Here is a 17,471-nt window from a genome sequence, read left to right as displayed (position 1 = left end):
TTCGGTCGGACACCTGACTCGACCGCCTCACGCCGGCTTCGGGAAGATGTTCTCGACCACGACGGGCAGCACGGTGACGAGCGCGGTGCCGCCCGACGCCACGGTCTCGGCGACCACCCAGGCCCGGTTGTTCACGTTCGGCGCGGCGGCGCTCTGCGCGCACCGCACGCCGGTGGTGAAGCCGAGGAAGCTGTTCTGCCGGACCAGCGCGCACGGGCCGAGCTGGCCGTAGAGGCTGACGCCGTCGACCGGCGTGCTGAGCTTGGTCAGCCGCCGGCCGGTCAGTGCCAGCTCGGCGAACGTGTCGGTGATCCACGTGGAGTGGGCGTTGCTGACCGCGACGGCGTGCCGGTCGCGGCGGTGGTCGAAGGGCACCATGACCCGCACCGTGTTCCCGCGCACCTGCACGGCCCGGCCCTGGCCGCCGGAGTAGCCGACGTGGATGCCCTGGGCGCAGTCGTGCACCACGTTGTCGAGCACCCGGATCGAGTTGACGGCGCCGGCCGCGGTGATCCCGGCCCCGCCGGCGAGGTAGCCGGCGAGCGCGTCGCGCAGGCCGGTCCACCACGACTCGGGGATGTCGGCCGGGCGGGTGGGACCGGTGACGTACCGCGCGAAGACCACCGACGCCCGCCGCCGCGTGCCGTACTGGCCGATGAGGGTGGCGGAGCGCCGATCGAACTCCTGCGCGAACGCCAGGACGGCCGGCTGCAACTGGGCCGCCGGCACCAGGCGGATCGTCGCGGCGAGCACGACCGCGAACATCTCCCGGGGGAGGCTGTCCACGCCGGCCTGTTTCGCCGAGACGTACCGGACGGTGTTGTCCCGCACGAGGACGTCGAGCCCGCCGGTGACGAGCACGCCGGTCTGCCACGCGCCGACGGCGACCTGGTTGCCGGTGACCCGGACCCGCAGGCAGTTGCGGGCGGCGAGCGCGGCGGCCTGCGGCTCGGCCGCGTCGAGGCAGCTCAGCACGGTGCCGGCCACGGTCACGTCGGCACAGTCGACGGCGGTGACGGCGCCGTCGCGGTTGACACCGCCGGGCGGCCCGCCGACGACCTGCACGTCGCTGATCCGGGCGTCGGCGCAGCCGTCGAACCGCAGCGCGCACTCGCCGCCGACCGACCGGATGACCGTCGCCGGCCCGACGCCGGTGACCGTGACCCGGGGCCGCTTGATCTGGACGGTGGCGTGCACCGGATACTCCCCGGCGGCGAGGCACAGCTCGCCACCGGCGGCCGGCAGCGCGTTGACGGCGGCCTGCAGGTCGTCGCCGGGAAACGCGGTGACCGTGCAGGTCGACCGGTCGCGGATCTCGGTGAGCGGGCGGAACTTGGGCCGGCAGTCGCTCTCCACGACCTTCGTGTCGAGGTTGACCAGCGCGAGGGGGACGAACGCACGGGGCACCCCGTCGGGTGACGCGCTGACCCGCCGCTCGACGGCCGGGTCGGCCTCCGGCCGCAGCGCGGCGCCCCACCAGTCCCCCACGGCGTAGCTGCCGGCACCGGCGGTGAAGACCACGCCGAGGTTCTGCGTGCCGCGCAACGCCTGCACCTGGGCCGCGGCGCCGGCCGTCTCGCCGTCCCAGCGGCGCACGACGAGGCCGGCGGCCCCGGCGGGGGCGGTGACGGCGCGGCTGAGCCGGAGCACGTCGCCGCCGGCTCCCGGCGTGACGTCGGTGATCCGGTACAACTGGCCGTGATTGACCCGGTCCTGCCGGCGGGCGGCCCAGGAGACCTCGACGAGTTCGTCACGGGCGAACGCGACCCCGCCGGTGATCGCCAGCGTCACCGTGTCGGCGGCGACCGTCCGCACCGGCACGGCGGCCGCGCCGTTCTCGAACGACCAGGCGAACCGGGCGGTACCGGCGGTACCGGCGTCGAGGGCCTCGACCCGGAACAGCCCGTCGGGCACGGTGCCGCGCGGGTCGCCGGGCGGCGCGCAGCCGCCCGTGGACGGCGCCGGCGCGGTGCGGTCGATGCTGAGCCGGCCGGTGGACAGCGCGACGAGTCCCGCGCCGGTCATCGCCGGCCCGCAGCTCGTCTGCGTGGTCGGCACGGCCCGCACCCGCCAGCCGACCCGCGTGCGGGCGGCCGAGTCGACCGGGTGCAGCGCCGGGTCCACGAGTGCGGCCCAGTCCTCGGCCGGCTGGACATGCTCCTGGAACACCTCCAGGTACACCAGGACGCGCCCGCCCGCCGGCAGGGCCGGGCTGATCCGCTCCTGCTGGGAGTAGCGGAACGTGGCCGGGGCGAACGCGGCGAGCCCGTCGACCCAGATCCGGCCGGCGGCGATCTCCAGGTCGAGGCCGGGCGTGGTCACGACGCCGACGGCGAACGCGGTGCTGCCCTGCGGGACGCCGGCCGGCCCGACCAGGTCCCGGGCGGTGTCGGCCAGCGCGCGGGCGGTGGCGTCGAGGTTCAGGTTCCACTCGTGCTCGACGAGGACCCGGCCCTGTTGCAGCCGGGCACCGGTCCACCGGTCGTCGCGGCGCAGCGGCACCTTCGTGTAGTCGCCGGTCAACGTTCCTCCCAATCGGCCACGACCACCGACGCGCGCAGCCCCAGCGGTACGAACTCGTCGATGCGTCCGGCGAAGCGCCGGATCAGTGCCGCCCGGCCGGCGGCATGGTGGGCGCCGACCTCGCCCCCGTCGCCGGCGGCGGCGAGCAGCGGGTGTCCGGCGTCGGTGTAGTCCAGCGCGGCGTAGCCGGCCGCGCCGAAGCCGTCGGCGACGAACCGGGGCGGCGGGTGCGGGCCGCTGGCGTAGGTGACCGGCCAGCGGGCCGGGCCGCTCGCCGGTGGCCGCAGGTAGCAGTACCTCGCGCCGCCTTCCTGCTGCTGTACCACGTCGAGCCCGTCGGCGAAGATCGTGTCGGCGGCGGCGACGGACTCGGCGACGACCGGGCCGAGGAACGTCACGGCGGTGGTGACGAGGGCCGGGGCGAAGCGGCTGGTGCGGTCGACCGCGGCGACCGGCGGGGCGGCCTGCGGGTCGCCGCCGCACGGCCGGGCCCGGCGGCGCCGGCCGTCGACGACGCTGTCGGTGACGGTGACCGGCAGCGCGCCCAGGTCGGCGCGCAGCGGACCGACGACGCTGCGCCGGACGGTCAGCGCGAGCCGCCACGCGGTCGCGGCGACGGCGATGCCACCGGCGGCCGGGTCCTGGGTGACGCCGTCGACGGTGACCTCGGCGAGCCGGTCGCCGAGCCGCAGTGCGCCGGCGTGCAGGAACCCGGCGAGCTCGACCCGGCCGTCGGGCAGGTCGAGGCCGAGGTCGCCGACGATCGTCGGGGTGACCAGGGCGGGCGCGACGATCCGCCAGCGCGGCACAGCCGGCGTGAACGCCTGCGGGGGCGGCGCGGCCAGCCGGTCGGAGGTCTCCAGGCGGATCTCGACGTCGGGCACGCCGTCCCGGCTGCCGGCCGGGTCGAGCCCGGCCGACAGGGTACGGGCGGTCGCGAACGCGGCGGCCAGGGTGGGCACGGCGGTGGCGGAGGCCGGGTTGACGACGACCACGACCCGCGCGCCGGGGTGTTCCTCGGCGCGGCTGGCGAGCGCGCCGAACGGACCGGTGAAGGCACGGCACCAGGTGGCCCGGACCGGACCGGCGAGGCCGGCGCCGAGCTGGACGTGGCCGCGGTCCGGGTCGACGAGCACCTGGCCGGCGGCGGGCGGGGCGGGCAGCACCCCGGTCGCCGGCACGGCACCGTACCGGATCGCGGACGCCGGGACCGGACCGCTCTGCACGGTCAGGGCGATCAGTGCGCCGGCCTGGGCGAGCGGGTGCCCGGCGGCGAGGGCGAGCGGCGGGCCGTACTCGACCGGTCCGAGCGCCTCCAGGACCCGGTAGGTGGCGCGGACCGGCGCGTCGGTCTCGTCGCCGACGCGGGTCTCGGCGGCGGTGGCCGGAGCGCCGGCCTCGGCGGCGATCCGGGGGCGGCGGGGCCGCAGGTACAGCGGCGCCTCGCCGCCGAGCGGGTCGAGCGCGAACCGGCCGGGCGGGGTGAGCGGCACGGCGGCGGTGTCGGTGAGCGTGCGCACCTGCCACGGCCACACGACGGCGGTGACCGCCCGCGGGTGCCATCGCCGGCCGGGGGTGAAGATCCGCCGGCCGGTCTCGAACGGGCCGCCGAAGCGGGCGCGGGCGACCCGGTCGCCGGGCGCGGCGACGGCGGTGCGCAGCGGCGGCGGGTGGCCGGGCCGCTGTGCCCAGACGGTCGTCTGCCAGCCTTCGAGAACGCGCACGGTGAGCCCGGTGACGACGAAGCCGAAGTCCTCCAGCGCGGCCGGGGTGCCCTTGCGCCGGCGCAGCGCGACCGCGTAGGCGACCTCGCGGCGGCCGGCGTCGGGCGGCAGGCCGAGCAGCGCACCGAGGTACGGCACGGCCCAGTCGGCGCACGACTCTACGAACAGGTCGTCCCAGAGCCGGTCGAGGTCCTCGTGCAGCGCGGCGACCTGCCCGTCGACGGCGGCGAGCAGCACGTCCAGCAGGCGGGGCGCGCCGGGCTCGGGCTCGGCTCGCACGACCGGCGGCAGCCAGCGGGCGATCGTCATGGGGTCACCGCCGTGACGTCGGGGTTCGGCGCCAGCGCGACGAGCTGGTACCGCTTGACGGCCGCGGGCGTGCCGTCGAGGGTGAGCGCCGGCACGCCCGTGACGCCGGGCACCGCGTGCACGTGGACCATCACGTCGGACCGATCGAGGGGCACGCCGAGCAGGCGGTCGAGCGGGTCGAGCGGTCCGCCCGGGGCGGTGAGCAGCGCGGTGACGGCGGCGGTGACGGCGCCCGGCCGGGCCCGCGGATCCGGGACGACCTGGACGGTCAGCCTCAGCGCGGTGACGGTCCCGGCAGCCACGCACAACGGCACGGTGACGTCCCGGCGGCCGTCCAGGTAGGCGGCGAGCGCCGTGATCTCCGCGGCGGTGGGCGGGCGCGGCCCGGCGACCCCGAGCCGCAGGAACGCGACGTGCTCGCCGGTGCCCGCGCAGGCGCACCCGGCCGGGCCGGCGCCGCGCCAGGCCGCCGCGTGGGAGACGCCGGGGAAGCCGCGGGCCAGGTCGGCCAGGTCGGCGCGGGAGACGGCCCGGTCGCCGGCGCGGGACCTCCCGGGGGCGAGCGTGCGCAGCCGGCGCGGGTCGTCCTGGTCGGCGCCGCCGCTGGTCGGTCCGGCGCCGACGACGCCCTTGACCCCGTGGACGCTGCCCAGCAGGGACGTGATCGCGCCGGCGGGCAGCTCGCCGGCCGTACCGCCGCCGACGCGGTAGGTGGCGGCGACGGTGTTCCGCCCGGTCGCCAGCCGGTTGCCCTGGGTGCCGTCGCCGGTGACGACGGTCTGCGCGCCGTCGGGGCCGAGGACGGTGGTGAACGCGTCGCTGGGGCCGGCGCCGTACAGCGTGGGCCGCTCGGCCCAGGCGAGTCCGGCGACCCGCAGCTCCAGGGTGCTGGCCGGGGTGCCGTCCGGCCCGACGTCGGCGGCGACGGGTGCCTTCGGCACCGGGAACCGCTGGCCGGGCCGGCTCGCGTCGCCGCTGCCGAGGGTGCTGACCGTGGTGGCGCCGTGCCGGACCCGGACCAGGTTGGCGCTGGCCGGGGCCCGGTCGGCGGCCAGCGGCAGCGCTGCGCCGACCAGGTCGACGATGAGCCCCCGGGGCGGTGGCGGGCCGTCGCCGGGTGGCGGCAGCTCCTGCGCCGACGCCGGCGCCGGCGCGCAGGTGAGCACGTCCCACGTGCCGGCGGGACCGCGCAGGGCGATCCGCTCGACCGGGTGGGCCGGGGCCGGATAGAGCCGCAACCGGGCCGGGGCGCCGGTGACGGTCGTGGGCAGCTCGTAGTGCTGGGCCGGGATACGGGGCCCGACGACGTAGACCCGGACCGGGCGGCCGGTGAGGTCGGCGCGGGCGAGCGGGGCGAGCGTGCCGCCGAAGCGCAGGTGTGAGGCGGGGACGGTGGAGCCGGGCGCGACCTCCCAGTCGAGCCGCGAGTGAACGGCCGGCTCGGCCACGTCGCAGGCCGGCTGGTCGGTGGTGGCGGACGCGGTCCGGCTGACGCCCCAGTCGACGACGGCGACCCGCTGGCCCGGCGACAGCTCGTCGAGCTGGGAGTCGAGCACGACGGCGGCGCTCTCCAGGTTGGTCGGCCCGGTGTAGAAGCCGCCGAGCTGGATCCGGTCGCTGGTGGCGCTGGGCGTGCCGGTCGCCGGGATCCGGACGGTGGTGGACTGCCGGCGGGCGGAGCCGGCCGCGGCGACGACCCGGTAGGCGGCGTAGACCCGGCTCGGGTCGCTGAGCAGCGGGCCGAGCTCCCGGTCGAACGTGACCACGACGGTGCCGAGGTCGGCGACCCGCTTGGCGACCCGGGCGACGGCGAGCGGGGTGGCGGGGGCGTTCAGCGCGGCCTGGTAGAGGTACCACCACCACAGCAGCCAGATCCACCAGGCCGACCAGTCGGGGCTCCACGGCGGCGGTGCGCCGGCCCCGGTCGGCGCGAGCTCCTCGACGAACAGCACCCGGTCGCCGACCCGGAACCCGGGGTCCTGGAGGAACCGCAGGGTCCGCCCGGCCGGCGCGGCGGGAACCGGGACCGGGGTGGCGGTGAGACCGGCCCAGTCGGCGTGCAACTGGGTGTCCTCGGCGACCTCGAAGACCTGGGCCGGCCGGGTAGGGGTGCCGGGGGCCTGGACGCGGGTGCCGGCCGGGACGAGTGGGGCGGCACCCCGGTCGGTGTCGACCATGACCCAGCCCTGCGCGGCGACCGGCCGGGCGGGCCGGTAGCCGACGAGCGCGGCGATGCGGCGCAGGTCGGTCCAGTCCTGCGCGGTCGGCAGGTACGCCTCGCCGGCGGTCAGCTCGGTGTACGCGGCGACGCCCTCGGCCACGTAGGCCCAGAGCCGCACCAGCTTCATCGCCCGCGGGTCGCCCTCGACGTCCCACCGCCGGCCCAGCGGCCCGCCGGCCACGGTGGTCCGCTCGACGGTGCGGACGAGGTCCGCGACGAAGTCGTCGTAGGTGGCGAGCCGGCGGCGCAGCCGGGTCAGGCCGGGCGGCACCACGGGTGGATCGAAGGTCAACGTCCGCCTCCCACGTTCACGTCGAGCCGGCCCCGCGCGGGTTGGGCGGGGTCGTCGTCCAGCACCGGTACCTCGCCGGGCCCGACGGTCAACACGTCGAGCCGGACGTCCGGCGGGTCGGTCGTCCGGCGGGCCTGGGTCACCTCGACCCGGTCGACGCCGGGCAGCGCGGCCACGGCGGCGACGACCGCGGACACGTACACGGGGGCACCAAGGGTCATCCGGTCCGGGTGGAAGAAGCCGGGCCGGCGCGCGGTGCCGGGGCGCAGCAGGGCGAGGACCTGCCCGCGCAGCGTGTCGGTGTCGACGGTGGGCAGCGCGCAGACGGTGAGCCCGAGGTACAGGCCGACCGGGGTACCGGCGACGACGGCGACCTCGGTGCCGAGCATCCGCACGTCGTCGACGGCGGAGCGGAGCAGCTCCAGGCGCCGCTCGGCCGGCTCCGCGGTGTCCACCGTGAGGTCGACGGCGGTGCGGATCACCGGCCAGGAGCCCGACCACTCGCGGGTGGCGGCGGCGCGCTGCACACCGGGCTGCCCGCCGGTGTAGGCGGCGTGGTCGGCCGGGGTGACGGCCCGGCGTGGGTTGGCCGCGTACGCCTCGGGCGCGTCGCGGCGGGCCTGGTCGAGCGGTTCCGGGTCGGCGCCGCCGGCGGCCGGGACCGGGTTGCGGGCGGCGGCGAGCGGCTGCCAGGCGGGCGGGAGGCCGGGGCCGGCGGTGTTGTGCTCGAGCACCCGCAGCGCGTTCGCGGGCAGGTTGCCGGCCGTGCCGCCGCCGACCTCGTACGCGGCCCGGACGGTGCTGCCGCCGGGCGGGAGCAGGCCGGTCGCGCCGGTGCGGAAGCGCAGCAGCGGCGGCTCGCCGTCCTCGGTCTCCAGCACGCAGGCGAGGACCGGATCGGCGACCTCGACGAGCGACGGGACGAGGTCCGGTTGGACGGTGCCGCCCGACGGCAGGGTCACGTCGACGTCGAGCCGGTAGGGGCGGCCGTCGGCCCGGCGGGCGACCGGCGCGGCGGTGGCCGCGTCGAGGCGGTAGTCGCCGGGCCGGATCGCGGCGAGGGCGGCCGGCCCGGCGGCGAGCCGGCCGTGGTGGGCGGACACGAGGTTGGCGCGGGCCACCGTCACCTCGGGCGCGCCGGCGCGTTCGTCGACGGTCACGGGGTACGGGCGGGGCAGCGCCTCGGCGGCGGCCCACCGCACGGCGTACAGCGGCAGTCCCGGGCCGAGCGGGTCGGTGATCGGGGTGACCGCGGTCAGCCGGACCACGTGCGCGGGCCGGCTGGGCAGCGGGTCCCGAAACGCCGGTCCGGCGACGCCCCCGGCCGGCCAGGTCTGTGTCCGGGCCGCCCAGGCGCGCTGCCGGGCGGTGTCGCCGGCGTCGACGACCTCGAACGCGAGCAGGTCTCCGGCGGCGAGCCAGCCGTCACCGAGCGGGTCGGCGGGGGCGGGCCGGACGAGGACACATTCGGTGGCGCCGGTGGGCAGCTCGTCGGCGTCGCCGCTCCAGTCGTAGAGGGGGATCTCACCGAGCTCGGGCCGCACGGTCAGGGCGGCCTCGACGGTGTAGGCCAGGGGCGATCCGGGTGCGTCGGCGGCCACCGCGCCGGCCGGCACGGCGAGCGGCGCGGCCCCCGGCGGCGGCTGGACGAGGACACGGGTGCGGGCGGCGACGGCCTCGCCGAGCCGGTAGTCGACGAGCCGGGTGTGCCGCCGGACCGAGGTGCGCCGCCGGGCGGTCTCCAGATACGCCTCGGTGGCCTGCCTGTCGAGCCGGTAGTGCAGCAGGTCGCCGACGTGGGCGAAGAGCTCGGCGACGGCGATGTCGGGATCGGCCGGCGACAGGTCGGCATCGGGGTCCTCGCGTTGCAGGAACTCGACCAGCGCCTGGCGCAGCGCGGCCCAGTCGCGGGCGAGGTAGTCGTGGACCGGCGACGGTCGCGGGACGGGCGGCGGGTCGGCGGCCGGCAGCCAGCTCGCGCCGTCGTCGCAGTCGGGCCGCAGCCGGACGGGCAGCCAGGTGCGCAGCGGGTCGAACGGGGTGGTGGGACCGGGCAGCACGTCGAGCCGGTACCGGCCGGGGTCGGGGTCGCCGGCCAGGGTGAGCACGATCCGGTCGCCGTCGGCCGTGGCCGCGGCGACGAGGACCGGCCGGCCGCCGGGCGGGGCCGTGAACCGCCAGCGGTTCGCCGCGGCGAGGTCGGCCGGTGGTGTGGTGTAGAGCCAGACGTCGACGCGGCGCACGCCGGCCTCGGTGCGGGCGCCGGCGGCGCGCAGGCCGTGCACGCCGGTGGCCGGGTCGAGCAGCAGCGCGGGACGATGCACCGGGGCGGTCACGGCGCCACCTCCACCCGGACGGTGACGGTGGCCGGTGTGCCGCCGTCGCGCAGCCGGTAGGCGACGGTGGCGGTCACGGTGCTCTCGCCCTCGGTGCCGACGGTGAGCGAGTCGACGACGATCCGGTCGCCGAGCGCGTCGGTGAGCGCGCCGCGGGCGCGCAGCTCGACCAGGCCGCCGAGCGCCCCGCCGACGGGCTCGAACAGCACGTCGGTGCCGAGGCCGGCGCCGAAGTCGGGCCGGTGCAGCCGGCCGCCGGGCGCGGTGAGCAGGACGACGCGGACCAGGTCGGCGATGTGGCGGGCCGGGTCGGCGTCGTCGAGCCGGCGGGCGGCGGCCAGCCGGTACGGGTGCCGGGCGGGGGTCACTGCCCGCTCACTCTCGTCTGGTAGCCGGAGAGCTGGGCGGTGCCCTGCGGGGCGCCGGGGCCGTTGACGCACAGCCCGACCGACGTGGACAGCAGGACCGCGATGCCGTTGACGGTGACCCGGGCGGCCGGGGCCTGCCAGCGGACCCTGACGCAGGGCTGCGGGGCGCCGGCGACGGTGAACGCGCAGCCGGCGATCGTCACCGTCGCGTCGGCGAGCAGGACCGGCCGGCCGCCGACCCGCACCGGCACGGCCGCCGGCGCCACGACGCCGGTGCCGCCGTGCGGGCACAGGATGCTGGTCCCCTCGTGCAGCAGATAGGCGGTCATGAGATCTCCAGGGCGCCGTTGTTGAACGAGATCGACGCGTCGGTGATGGTCATCGACTGGCCACCGAACACGACCGAGACGCCGGTGGTGTCGAGGGTGACCTCGGCGCCGGACGCGGCGGTCAGCACGATCGCCTCGTCGTCGGCGGTGTCGCGGATCTCCAGCCGGTTGCCGGCCGGGGTCAGCAGCAGGATTCGGTCGGGGCCGGCGCCGTCGACGCCGGTGCCGTCGGCCCACGCGGCGCCGGACCACACCGGGACGCGGGAAGGGTCGCCGGCGGGCCACTCGACGAACACGACCGCGCCGGCCGGCGGCACCAGCGCGAGGCCGACGCCGACACCGGCGTACGGCGTCGACGGCAGGCACCAGCCGCTGGTCTCCTCGCCGAGGACCTCGGGGACGGTCGCCTTGATCCGGCACAGCCCTTTCGGGTCGTCGTTGTCGACGACGGTGCCGACGTACCGGCCGGGAAACCGTTCCATCAGAACAGGCCTCCCCCGAGCGCGCCGAACGGTTCGCCGCCGGTGACGCCGAGCGCGTTGCGGCGCAGCGTGAGCCGCTGCCGGTGCGCGGCGAGGGTGACCTGGTGGCGGACCTTCTCCACGAGGTACTGCCCGGACAGCGTGCTGCCGAGGCCCTTGACGAGCACCGGCCGGCGGGCCCGGAACAGCACGCCGAGCCGGTCGGTGTCGATCTCGGCGGTCAGGGTGACGCCGTACGCGGAGCGGCCGGCCAGCCCATCGGCGGCCCGCTGCGGGTCGACCTCGCCGTCGACGTCGGTCGGGGCGAGCAGGACGGTGACGGCGCCGCCGAGCGGTGCGGCGCCCTGCGCGTCGGCGTCGCCGGCCGAGTCGCCGGTCGCCGGGGTGTCCGACAGCGGCGGGACGCGGCTCACCTTCACCCGGTGGCCGGCGGTCAACTGCCCTTCGACGCTGACCTTGTAGGCGTCGCCGCCGAAGCCGAGGGCCAGTTCGGCCTGCGGGTCGGCGGTCGGGTCGAGCGGGCCGAAGTAGCCGGTGACGCCGTCCTCGGCGGCGTCGAGGTACGTGACGTAGCCCCACTTGCCGGCCAGGGCGCGCAGGAACGCCCAGTCGGTGCCGCGCTGGAATGCGACGTGCACGTCCGGGTCGGGCCCGGCGGGGGTGTCGGTGACCTGGGCCGTCATGCCGTGGGCGCCGAAGATGGCGGACGCGATCGCCGAGTCGCCGGCGCCGGGCCAGCCGACGACCTTCTCCTCGGCGTCGAGGTCGAGGCTGCGGTCGATGGCCTTGACGGTGAGCTTCGAGGCGCCCTCGGCGTCGATCTCCCAGGTGGCCTCGGTGGAGTAGCCGTCGAAGCGGTACACCACGTCGTCGCGGGTGACCTGGATGACCAGGCCGGTGCGGGGCACCACGAGCGCGTCGAGCGGGCTGACCCACTCGCCGTCGTCGGTGGGTTCCAGCTTCGCCGAGAGGGTGGCCGCGTCGGCCTCCCAGGTGGCCTCCTCGACCTGGATCTCGTCGATGTGCTCCAGGTCGTCGGCGGCGACCTCGGTGCCGTCGATCTCGAGCAGCAGGGTGGTGTTCGCCATCGCGGTCACGCCCCGGGCAGCGCGACGCGGCGGCCCGGGATCTCCAGGTCGGTGGCGTCGCCGGTGGCGTTGGCGTCGGCGATGCGCCACCACGCCGTGCTGTCCCCGACGACGGCGCGGGCCAGCAGGTCGAGTCGGGTGCCGTCGCGGACGACGTAGACGCCGGCGACCCGATCGGGCGGCGATGCGATGCGGGGCGCGCCCATCGTGACGGTGCCGCCGTCCGGGGTGGGCACGGTGATGGTGGGCAGTCCGGTGTACCGCGACGGCATGTCAGCCTCCCAGTTCCAGCATCTGCGGCAGTTGCAGCACCGACTTGACCTCCCGGGCGCCCCGGTAGTAGTCGGCGGCCAGCCGGGCGAGCTTCTCGTCCTTGGGCAGGTCGGCGGTGCGCAGCACGGTCAGCCCGACGTCGACGGTGGCGTGGGTCGGGTTGAGCAGGGCGTCGAACGCGGTCTCCCGAATCACCATCGACTTGACCCGCACGGGCGTGATGCGGGCCGGGCCCCAGGCGAAGAACACCAGCGGCGGCCGGCCGACCGGGATCGCGTGGCCCTTCGGCTTGCCGGCGCCGAGCAGGTCGCCGACCAGCCCGCCGAGCAGCGAGCTACCGACCGGCTGCATGAGCATCTCCAGCGCGGCGAGGCGGGGCGAGATGCCGAGCGCGGTGGTCAGCGGGCCGCCGGTCTCCAGGCCGTCGGTGGCGTCGAACTCCAGCTTGAGCGTGTACTCCTCGCCGGCCGGCAGCGGCGCGGTGCGGGCCGGGGCCCCAGCCGTGCCGCCGGCGGTCGCACCGCCGCCGCCCGGATTGGTGACGGTGAACGTGCGGGTCACCTCGACCGGGTTGTACTGGCAGAAGACGATCGTCGGGACCAGCCCGAGGACCGGGTCGGAGAACGACAGCAGCATCCCCTTGAGCAGCATCACGCGCTCCCCTCGGCGTCGTCGGTGGTGGACTGTCGCACGGCGGCGGCGACGGCCCGGCCGACCTGCGCCTCGGGCCCGGCGCCGAGTGGCCGGCCGGCGAGCGCGTCGGCGACGGCGGCCCGCAGCCGGTGCGGGTCGGGGACCGCGTCGACCGCGACGGTGAGCGGCGCGACGGTGAGCGTCCGGTGCCGGGGCGGTTCAGCCATGGCCGTCACCCCCCACCCATGACTTGCCGAGCTTCTCGTACTCGCGGCGCATCGCGCGGGTCAGGTGGGCCGGCCCGACGGGGTCGCCGGACGCGGCGGCGAGGAACGCGGCCGACAGCGCCACCTGCACGATGTGCCCGCCGGCCAGTTCCGCGTCGGCGAGCGCCGCCGGGTCGACGCCGGCACGGGGCACGCCGGGCGGGAAGGCCCGCCGCCAGAGCCGTTCGCGCAGCGCCGCGTCGGGCGGGTCGAACCGGATCGCGAACCGCAGCCGGCGCAGGAACGCCTCGTCCAGGGCGGTGCGCTTGTTGGTGGCGAGGACGGCGAGGCCGGCGAACGTCTCGACCCGCTGCAGCAGGTAGTTGACCTCCAGGTTGGCCCACCGGTCGTGCGCGTCGCGCTGCTCGGTGCGCTTGCCGAACAGCGCGTCGCACTCGTCGAACAGCAGCACGGCCCCGGCCCGTTCGGCCTCGTCGAAAGCGAGCGCCAGGTTCTTCTCGGTCTCACCGATGTACTTGGAGACGACCGCGGACAGGTCGACGCGGTACAGGTCCTGGCCGAGCGCGTGCGCGACCGCTTCGGCGGCCATCGTCTTGCCGGTGCCGGACGGGCCGTAGAGCAGGGCGACGACGCCCCGCCCGCGCGGCAGGACCGCGGTGAAGCCCCAGCGTTCCAGGACCTGGTGGGCGAGCCGGACGTGGCTGACGAGCTCGTCGAGCTGCCGGCGCGTCTCGGCCGGGACGACGAGATCGTCGAGGGCGAAGACCGGGCGGACCGCGGTGGCGACCCGGGTGAGCTCCCGGCCCGGGCGGTGCCGGGCGGCGTGCCAGACGTCGTCGGGGCCGGGTGGGTGGCCCTCGACCCGGGCGCGGGTGAACGCGCGGTGCATGGTGTCGGCGATCTCGTCCTCGTCGAACGCGAACCGGGCGGCGAGTTCCGCGGCGACCTCGGCCGGCAGCCCGTACCGCTCGAACGCGGCCCGCCAGGCGGCGGCCCGCCGCTCGACCGGCACGGCCGGCAGGTCGACGACGTGCATCGCCGGGAGGGCGGCGGCGCCCGGCCCGCCGGCGGGTCCGTAGGCGGCGAGCGGGCCGTCGGCGGGGTGCCAGCCGAGCGTGGCGGCCTCCTCGGCGTCGATGACCGGGACGGCGGCGCACAGCCGGGACAGGAACCGGTACTCGCCGGCCGTGGCGTCCTCGACCGGGGTCCGGCCGGCGTGCCGCACCCCGGCGAGCGCGACGGCCCGCGCGCCGCTGCCCCGCACCAGCACGGCGCCGCCCCCGGACACGGCGCGGCCGAGCCCGGCGAGCAGCACGGGGTCGAGGGTGTGCGGCGCACCGCCGGGCACGTCCGGGCAGCCGGCCGGTCCGGCCCCGGACAGGTACCGCCGGGCGGCCGTGGTGAGGCGCAGCGGCGCGTGCGGCCCGGGCGCCGGCAGCACGGCGCCGCCGTGCACGAGCGGGTCGGCGGCGGCGAGTTCGGCCGGTGCGGCGACGTCGAGGCCGGCGAGCAGCAGCCGGACCAGCGCGGCGGTCGGATACCGGCGGGAGCCGTCGTCGTGGCAGCAGCCGAGGGCGACCCCGAACTGCGGGTCGGCGTCGGCCCACCAGGCGGCGGCGACGGTGAGCACGGCGGCGTCATCGAGCCCGAGCGCGGCGGCGACCAGGCCGAGCCGGCCGGTGGTGCCGGCGGCGCGGGCCAGGCCGCGGAACGCCTCGGCGTCTTCCGGGTCGGGCGGGCCGGGCGGGTCGATCCCGGCGATCAGCCGGGTCACGTCGGCGTCCTCGGTGTGCGCGGTGCGCCATGCCCCGCGCAGTCGCCGCAGGTACGTCCCGGTCGCGAGCCGCCAGGCGGCGAGCGCGCAGTCGAGGCCGGCGTCGGTCGTGGGCGCGGTCGGCGGGGCCGTCAGGTCGAGGGTCACGGCGCCACCACGAACGGGAACGCCGGCCCGGCGACCCGCCGGGAGCGCAGGGTCAGCGTGTGCGGCCCGGCCGCCGTCGCGGCGGGCACGGTGAACGTCACCGATGTCGCCGCGACCGCGCCGGGGGTGACCGGCCGCCCGTCGAGGAAGACCTCGGTGTCGGCGGCGCAGTGCGCGGTCGTCGCGGTGACGCTCGCGCCGGCGGTGGCGGTGCCGGCGATCGACAGCACGATCGGCACGACGGTCAGGCCGATGCTGTCCCGCCCGGCCGGGATCCCTTCCACGGTGGTGATCGCGTCCAGCCGGCGTACGCCGGGCGCGAGGTCGGGGCGGGGCAGCCGGAGCCGGACTCCGTCGGCGTCCTGGCCGGCGACCGTCATCGGCCAGCCGTCGGCGGGCGCGCCGGGCGGGTCGCCGGCCTCGGCCGCGAGCCGGTAGGCGGTGTCCGGGGTGGCCCCGACGACCCGGACGGTGGTGGTCTGGTCGCCGCCGAGGCGGGCGGGTGCGGCGCCGAGCAGGCGGGTGCCGAGCGGCCCGACGAGGGCCCGGGCGGCGCCGACCGGCGGGCCCGGGCGGTGGGTGGCCTGCTGCTCGACGACGACCAGGCTGATCTCGTAGCCGACGGACAGGCGCAGCGGCTGGGCCGCCGCGGTCCACACCTTCGTGAGCGCCTCGAGGTCGAGGTTCTGCAGGGTGATCCGCAGCGGTTCGACGAGGACCGCGGCGGCCGGCAGGAACGGCGACCCGGCCCCGACGATCGCGCTCTCGTGCAGCCGCCGCATCGCCGCGGCGAGGGTGACGTGCGCGACGAGCTCCTGGTCGCCGGTGCTGGTGAGGCTGGCCGGGTACACCGACAGCAGGTAGTGCAGGACGAGGGCCAGCGGCGGCTTGCCGAGCGCGGTCCGGGTGCCGGTGCCGGGGTGCTCCATGGCCCGGAACCCGGGGTGCGGGGAGATCCGGTACAGGTACCAGTTGAGGCGCGGACCCTCGGCCTCCCGGTCGAGCGGGCCGATCGTCACCTCGGGCTTGGGCTGCAGGGCGGCGTCGGCGATGCCGGCCTCGGCGAGCCGCTTGAGGACGGTGTCGGCGACCTGGATCGCGTTGGCCGGCGTGCTCATCGGGCACCGCCGTGGCGGGACCGGCCGGCGCGGCGGGCGCCGAGCGAGCCGAACGGATCGCGCGCGGCGGCCGGGGCGGGCGGGGTGACGACGGCGATCTGCTCGATACGGACGGTCGTGACGGCGGGGGCCTGCGGCGCGGGCGCCTCCGGCGGTGCTGCTGGCGTCGACCGATCGGTCAGGTTCGACGCCACCGCCGGCGCCGGCCCGACGACCGTTCCGGGTGGCCCGGGTGGCCCGGGTGGCCCGGGTGGCCCGGGTGGCCCGGCCGGCTCGGCCGGCCCTCTCGGCGCGGTTTCTGTCCCGGCCGGTGTCTCGGCCCGCGCCAGCGGACGCGGCGGAGCCTCGGCGGCCGCCGGTCGGGCCGGTGGTTCGTGCCCGTCCGGCCCGGGCGGCAGCACGACCGGGGCGGGGAATTCGGCGATCACCGGCTCGGCCGGGTGGGCGCCCGGTGCCGGCAGCGGCCGTGCCGTGGCCGGCTCGGCCGGGACCGCCTCGATCGGCAGCGGCTCGCCGAGCACGGGCCCGGGTCGCGGCTGCCGGGGCAGCACCAGGTCCACGGGCGGTGGGGTGGTCACCGCCGGGACCTCGACGGGCGGGCCGGGCGCGGCCTCCGCGACGGGCACGTCCGGCAGGCCCGCCGACGGCGAACCGGTGTCCGCTGTCGACATGACGGCCGCCGGCGGCGCGGTGGTCTCCGCCTCCGGTGGCGTGCCGGGCGGCACGGCCGGTGGAGCGGCCGGCAGGGCGGGGACCGGCTCGGGCAGGCCATACTCCGCCACGCTGACGTCGCCGAGCCGTGCGGCCGGCCGGTGGGCCCGGGCGACGAGCGCCGCGAGGGGATTCACCGCTCCGCCTCAACATGCCGGGCGAGGCGGCCGCGCCGGTCGTCCGGCAGCGCCTCGATCGTCGCCAGATCCCAGTGGTAGGCGCTGGCCAGCAGGTGGACCTCCCGGTCGTACCGGCGCAGAAGCTCCAGCAGCCCGCGCAGCGCGAGCGTCTGCGCGTCGACCGGGCAGCGCACCGGCTCGCCGCATTCGGGGCAGGCGAAGACCAGCGGCCCGCACAGGGAGTCGTCGACCGCCGCCAAGTCGGCCGGGGCCGGTTCGGGCGGGGTCGGTTCGGCCGGGGCCGCGTGCCCCAGGTCTGTCTCTCCCTGACCCGCCGAGCAGCGGCGGACGAGTTCGGCCGCGCCGCGTTCACCGGGCGGCAGCCCGGCCAGGTCCGCGTAGGTCGGCGGGCGCAGTGGCCCCGCGACCGGGGACGGTGGCGGCAGGGCGTCGGCGGCCAGTTCGACCTCGCCGAGCGCCCCGCAGGCGGGGCAGGCCGCGGCGACCGTCACATCCCGGCCGGTCAGCGCCCGGTGCACGCCGAGCAGCAGCCGGTCGCCGGTGCCGAGGGTCAGCCCGGCCGGCGGGTGTCCGGCCGCTGCCAGCACCCGCGTGGCCTGCTCCAGCTCGGTCGGCGCGGCGAGGGCCGCGGCGAGCGCGGCCAGCGGCACGCGCCCGGACCACCCGGACCACCCGGACCGGTCGGACCGGTCGGACCGGTCGAGCAGGTCCGCCCGGTCGGGCAGGGTCGCCCGGTCGGGCAGGGTCGCCCGGTCGGGCAGGGTCGCCGCGGCCAT

At 77.6% G+C, this 17,471-nt stretch carries 15 protein-coding genes; all 15 read right to left on the bottom strand.

Annotated elements, in window-relative coordinates; translation table 11 throughout:
* Nucleotides 1–27: 27 nt before the first annotated feature.
* Genes Drose_RS13690 through Drose_RS13620 form a run of 15 tightly spaced genes read right to left on the bottom strand, consistent with a single transcriptional unit; the run spans nt 28 to nt 17,471 of the window.
* A complete protein-coding gene (locus tag Drose_RS13690) occupies nt 28–2,523 on the bottom strand; it encodes a DUF6519 domain-containing protein (RefSeq protein ID WP_260728562.1) in 2,496 nt (831 codons plus the stop codon).
* On the bottom strand, nt 2,520–4,556 hold the full coding sequence (locus tag Drose_RS13685) for a phage tail protein (protein ID WP_260728561.1): 2,037 nt from the start codon (nt 4,554–4,556) through the stop codon (nt 2,520–2,522). The genes Drose_RS13690 and Drose_RS13685 overlap by 4 nt, the downstream gene beginning before the upstream one ends.
* Entirely contained in the window at nt 4,553–7,069 is a 2,517-nt protein-coding gene (locus Drose_RS13680) for a baseplate J/gp47 family protein (protein ID WP_260728560.1), read from the bottom strand. Before Drose_RS13680 ends, Drose_RS13685 begins: the two co-directional genes overlap by 4 nt.
* Nucleotides 7,066–9,405, bottom strand: coding sequence for a baseplate J/gp47 family protein (locus Drose_RS13675; RefSeq protein ID WP_260728559.1), 2,340 nt, complete (start codon nt 9,403–9,405; stop codon nt 7,066–7,068). The genes Drose_RS13680 and Drose_RS13675 overlap by 4 nt, the downstream gene beginning before the upstream one ends.
* Nucleotides 9,402–9,773 carry a GPW/gp25 family protein gene (locus tag Drose_RS13670; protein ID WP_260728558.1) on the bottom strand — a complete coding sequence of 124 codons (372 nt, stop codon included), beginning with the start codon at nt 9,771–9,773 and terminating at the stop codon, nt 9,402–9,404. The genes Drose_RS13675 and Drose_RS13670 overlap by 4 nt, the downstream gene beginning before the upstream one ends.
* Nucleotides 9,770–10,102 carry a hypothetical protein gene (locus tag Drose_RS13665; RefSeq protein ID WP_260728557.1) on the bottom strand — a complete coding sequence of 111 codons (333 nt, stop codon included), beginning with the start codon at nt 10,100–10,102 and terminating at the stop codon, nt 9,770–9,772. The genes Drose_RS13670 and Drose_RS13665 overlap by 4 nt, the downstream gene beginning before the upstream one ends.
* Nucleotides 10,099–10,584: a phage baseplate assembly protein V gene (locus tag Drose_RS13660; RefSeq protein WP_260728556.1), complete on the bottom strand. Its 486-nt coding sequence runs from the start codon at nt 10,582–10,584 to the stop codon at nt 10,099–10,101. The genes Drose_RS13665 and Drose_RS13660 overlap by 4 nt, the downstream gene beginning before the upstream one ends.
* Nucleotides 10,584–11,672 carry a hypothetical protein gene (locus tag Drose_RS13655; protein WP_260728555.1) on the bottom strand — a complete coding sequence of 363 codons (1,089 nt, stop codon included), beginning with the start codon at nt 11,670–11,672 and terminating at the stop codon, nt 10,584–10,586. The genes Drose_RS13660 and Drose_RS13655 overlap by 1 nt, the downstream gene beginning before the upstream one ends.
* Nucleotides 11,673–11,677: 5 nt before the next feature.
* Nucleotides 11,678–11,944, bottom strand: a complete 267-nt coding sequence (locus Drose_RS13650; protein WP_260728554.1) for a hypothetical protein — start codon at nt 11,942–11,944, stop codon at nt 11,678–11,680.
* A gap of 1 nt (nt 11,945) precedes the next feature.
* Complete coding sequence (locus Drose_RS13645) at nt 11,946–12,596, bottom strand: hypothetical protein (RefSeq protein WP_260728553.1); 651 nt, start codon at nt 12,594–12,596, stop codon at nt 11,946–11,948.
* Entirely contained in the window at nt 12,596–12,805 is a 210-nt protein-coding gene (locus Drose_RS13640) for a hypothetical protein (protein WP_260728552.1), read from the bottom strand. Before Drose_RS13640 ends, Drose_RS13645 begins: the two co-directional genes overlap by 1 nt.
* Entirely contained in the window at nt 12,798–14,726 is a 1,929-nt protein-coding gene (locus Drose_RS13635; protein ID WP_260728551.1) for an ATP-binding protein, read from the bottom strand. The genes Drose_RS13640 and Drose_RS13635 overlap by 8 nt, the downstream gene beginning before the upstream one ends.
* Entirely contained in the window at nt 14,723–15,844 is a 1,122-nt protein-coding gene (locus Drose_RS13630) for a DUF4255 domain-containing protein (RefSeq protein ID WP_260728550.1), read from the bottom strand. The genes Drose_RS13635 and Drose_RS13630 overlap by 4 nt, the downstream gene beginning before the upstream one ends.
* Entirely contained in the window at nt 15,841–16,692 is an 852-nt protein-coding gene (locus tag Drose_RS13625; RefSeq protein ID WP_260728549.1) for a hypothetical protein, read from the bottom strand. Before Drose_RS13625 ends, Drose_RS13630 begins: the two co-directional genes overlap by 4 nt.
* Complete coding sequence (locus Drose_RS13620; protein ID WP_260729989.1) at nt 16,689–17,471, bottom strand: hypothetical protein; 783 nt, start codon at nt 17,469–17,471, stop codon at nt 16,689–16,691. The genes Drose_RS13625 and Drose_RS13620 overlap by 4 nt, the downstream gene beginning before the upstream one ends.

Source organism: Dactylosporangium roseum, from assembly GCF_025264685.1.
Lineage (GTDB): Bacteria > Actinomycetota > Actinomycetes > Mycobacteriales > Micromonosporaceae > Dactylosporangium > Dactylosporangium roseum.
This window is presented reverse-complemented; position numbering and strand designations above follow the sequence as displayed.

Excerpts from the sequence above, each read along its gene's own strand:
- Drose_RS13645 (WP_260728553.1), bottom strand. The coding sequence starts at position 12,596 with ATGCTGCTCAAGGGGATGCTGCTGTCGTTCTCCGACCCGGTCCTCGGG.
- Drose_RS13655 (WP_260728555.1), bottom strand. The coding sequence starts at position 11,672 with ATGGCGAACACCACCCTGCTGCTCGAGATCGACGGCACCGAGGTCGCC.
- Drose_RS13620 (WP_260729989.1), bottom strand. The coding sequence starts at position 17,471 with ATGGCCGCGGCGACCCTGCCCGACCGGGCGACCCTGCCCGACCGGGCG.
- Drose_RS13685 (WP_260728561.1), bottom strand. The coding sequence starts at position 4,556 with ATGACGATCGCCCGCTGGCTGCCGCCGGTCGTGCGAGCCGAGCCCGAG.
- Drose_RS13660 (WP_260728556.1), bottom strand. The coding sequence starts at position 10,584 with ATGGAACGGTTTCCCGGCCGGTACGTCGGCACCGTCGTCGACAACGAC.
- Drose_RS13650 (WP_260728554.1), bottom strand. The coding sequence starts at position 11,944 with ATGCCGTCGCGGTACACCGGACTGCCCACCATCACCGTGCCCACCCCG.
- Drose_RS13630 (WP_260728550.1), bottom strand. The coding sequence starts at position 15,844 with ATGAGCACGCCGGCCAACGCGATCCAGGTCGCCGACACCGTCCTCAAG.
- Drose_RS13665 (WP_260728557.1), bottom strand. The coding sequence starts at position 10,102 with ATGACCGCCTATCTGCTGCACGAGGGGACCAGCATCCTGTGCCCGCAC.
- Drose_RS13640 (WP_260728552.1), bottom strand. The coding sequence starts at position 12,805 with ATGGCTGAACCGCCCCGGCACCGGACGCTCACCGTCGCGCCGCTCACC.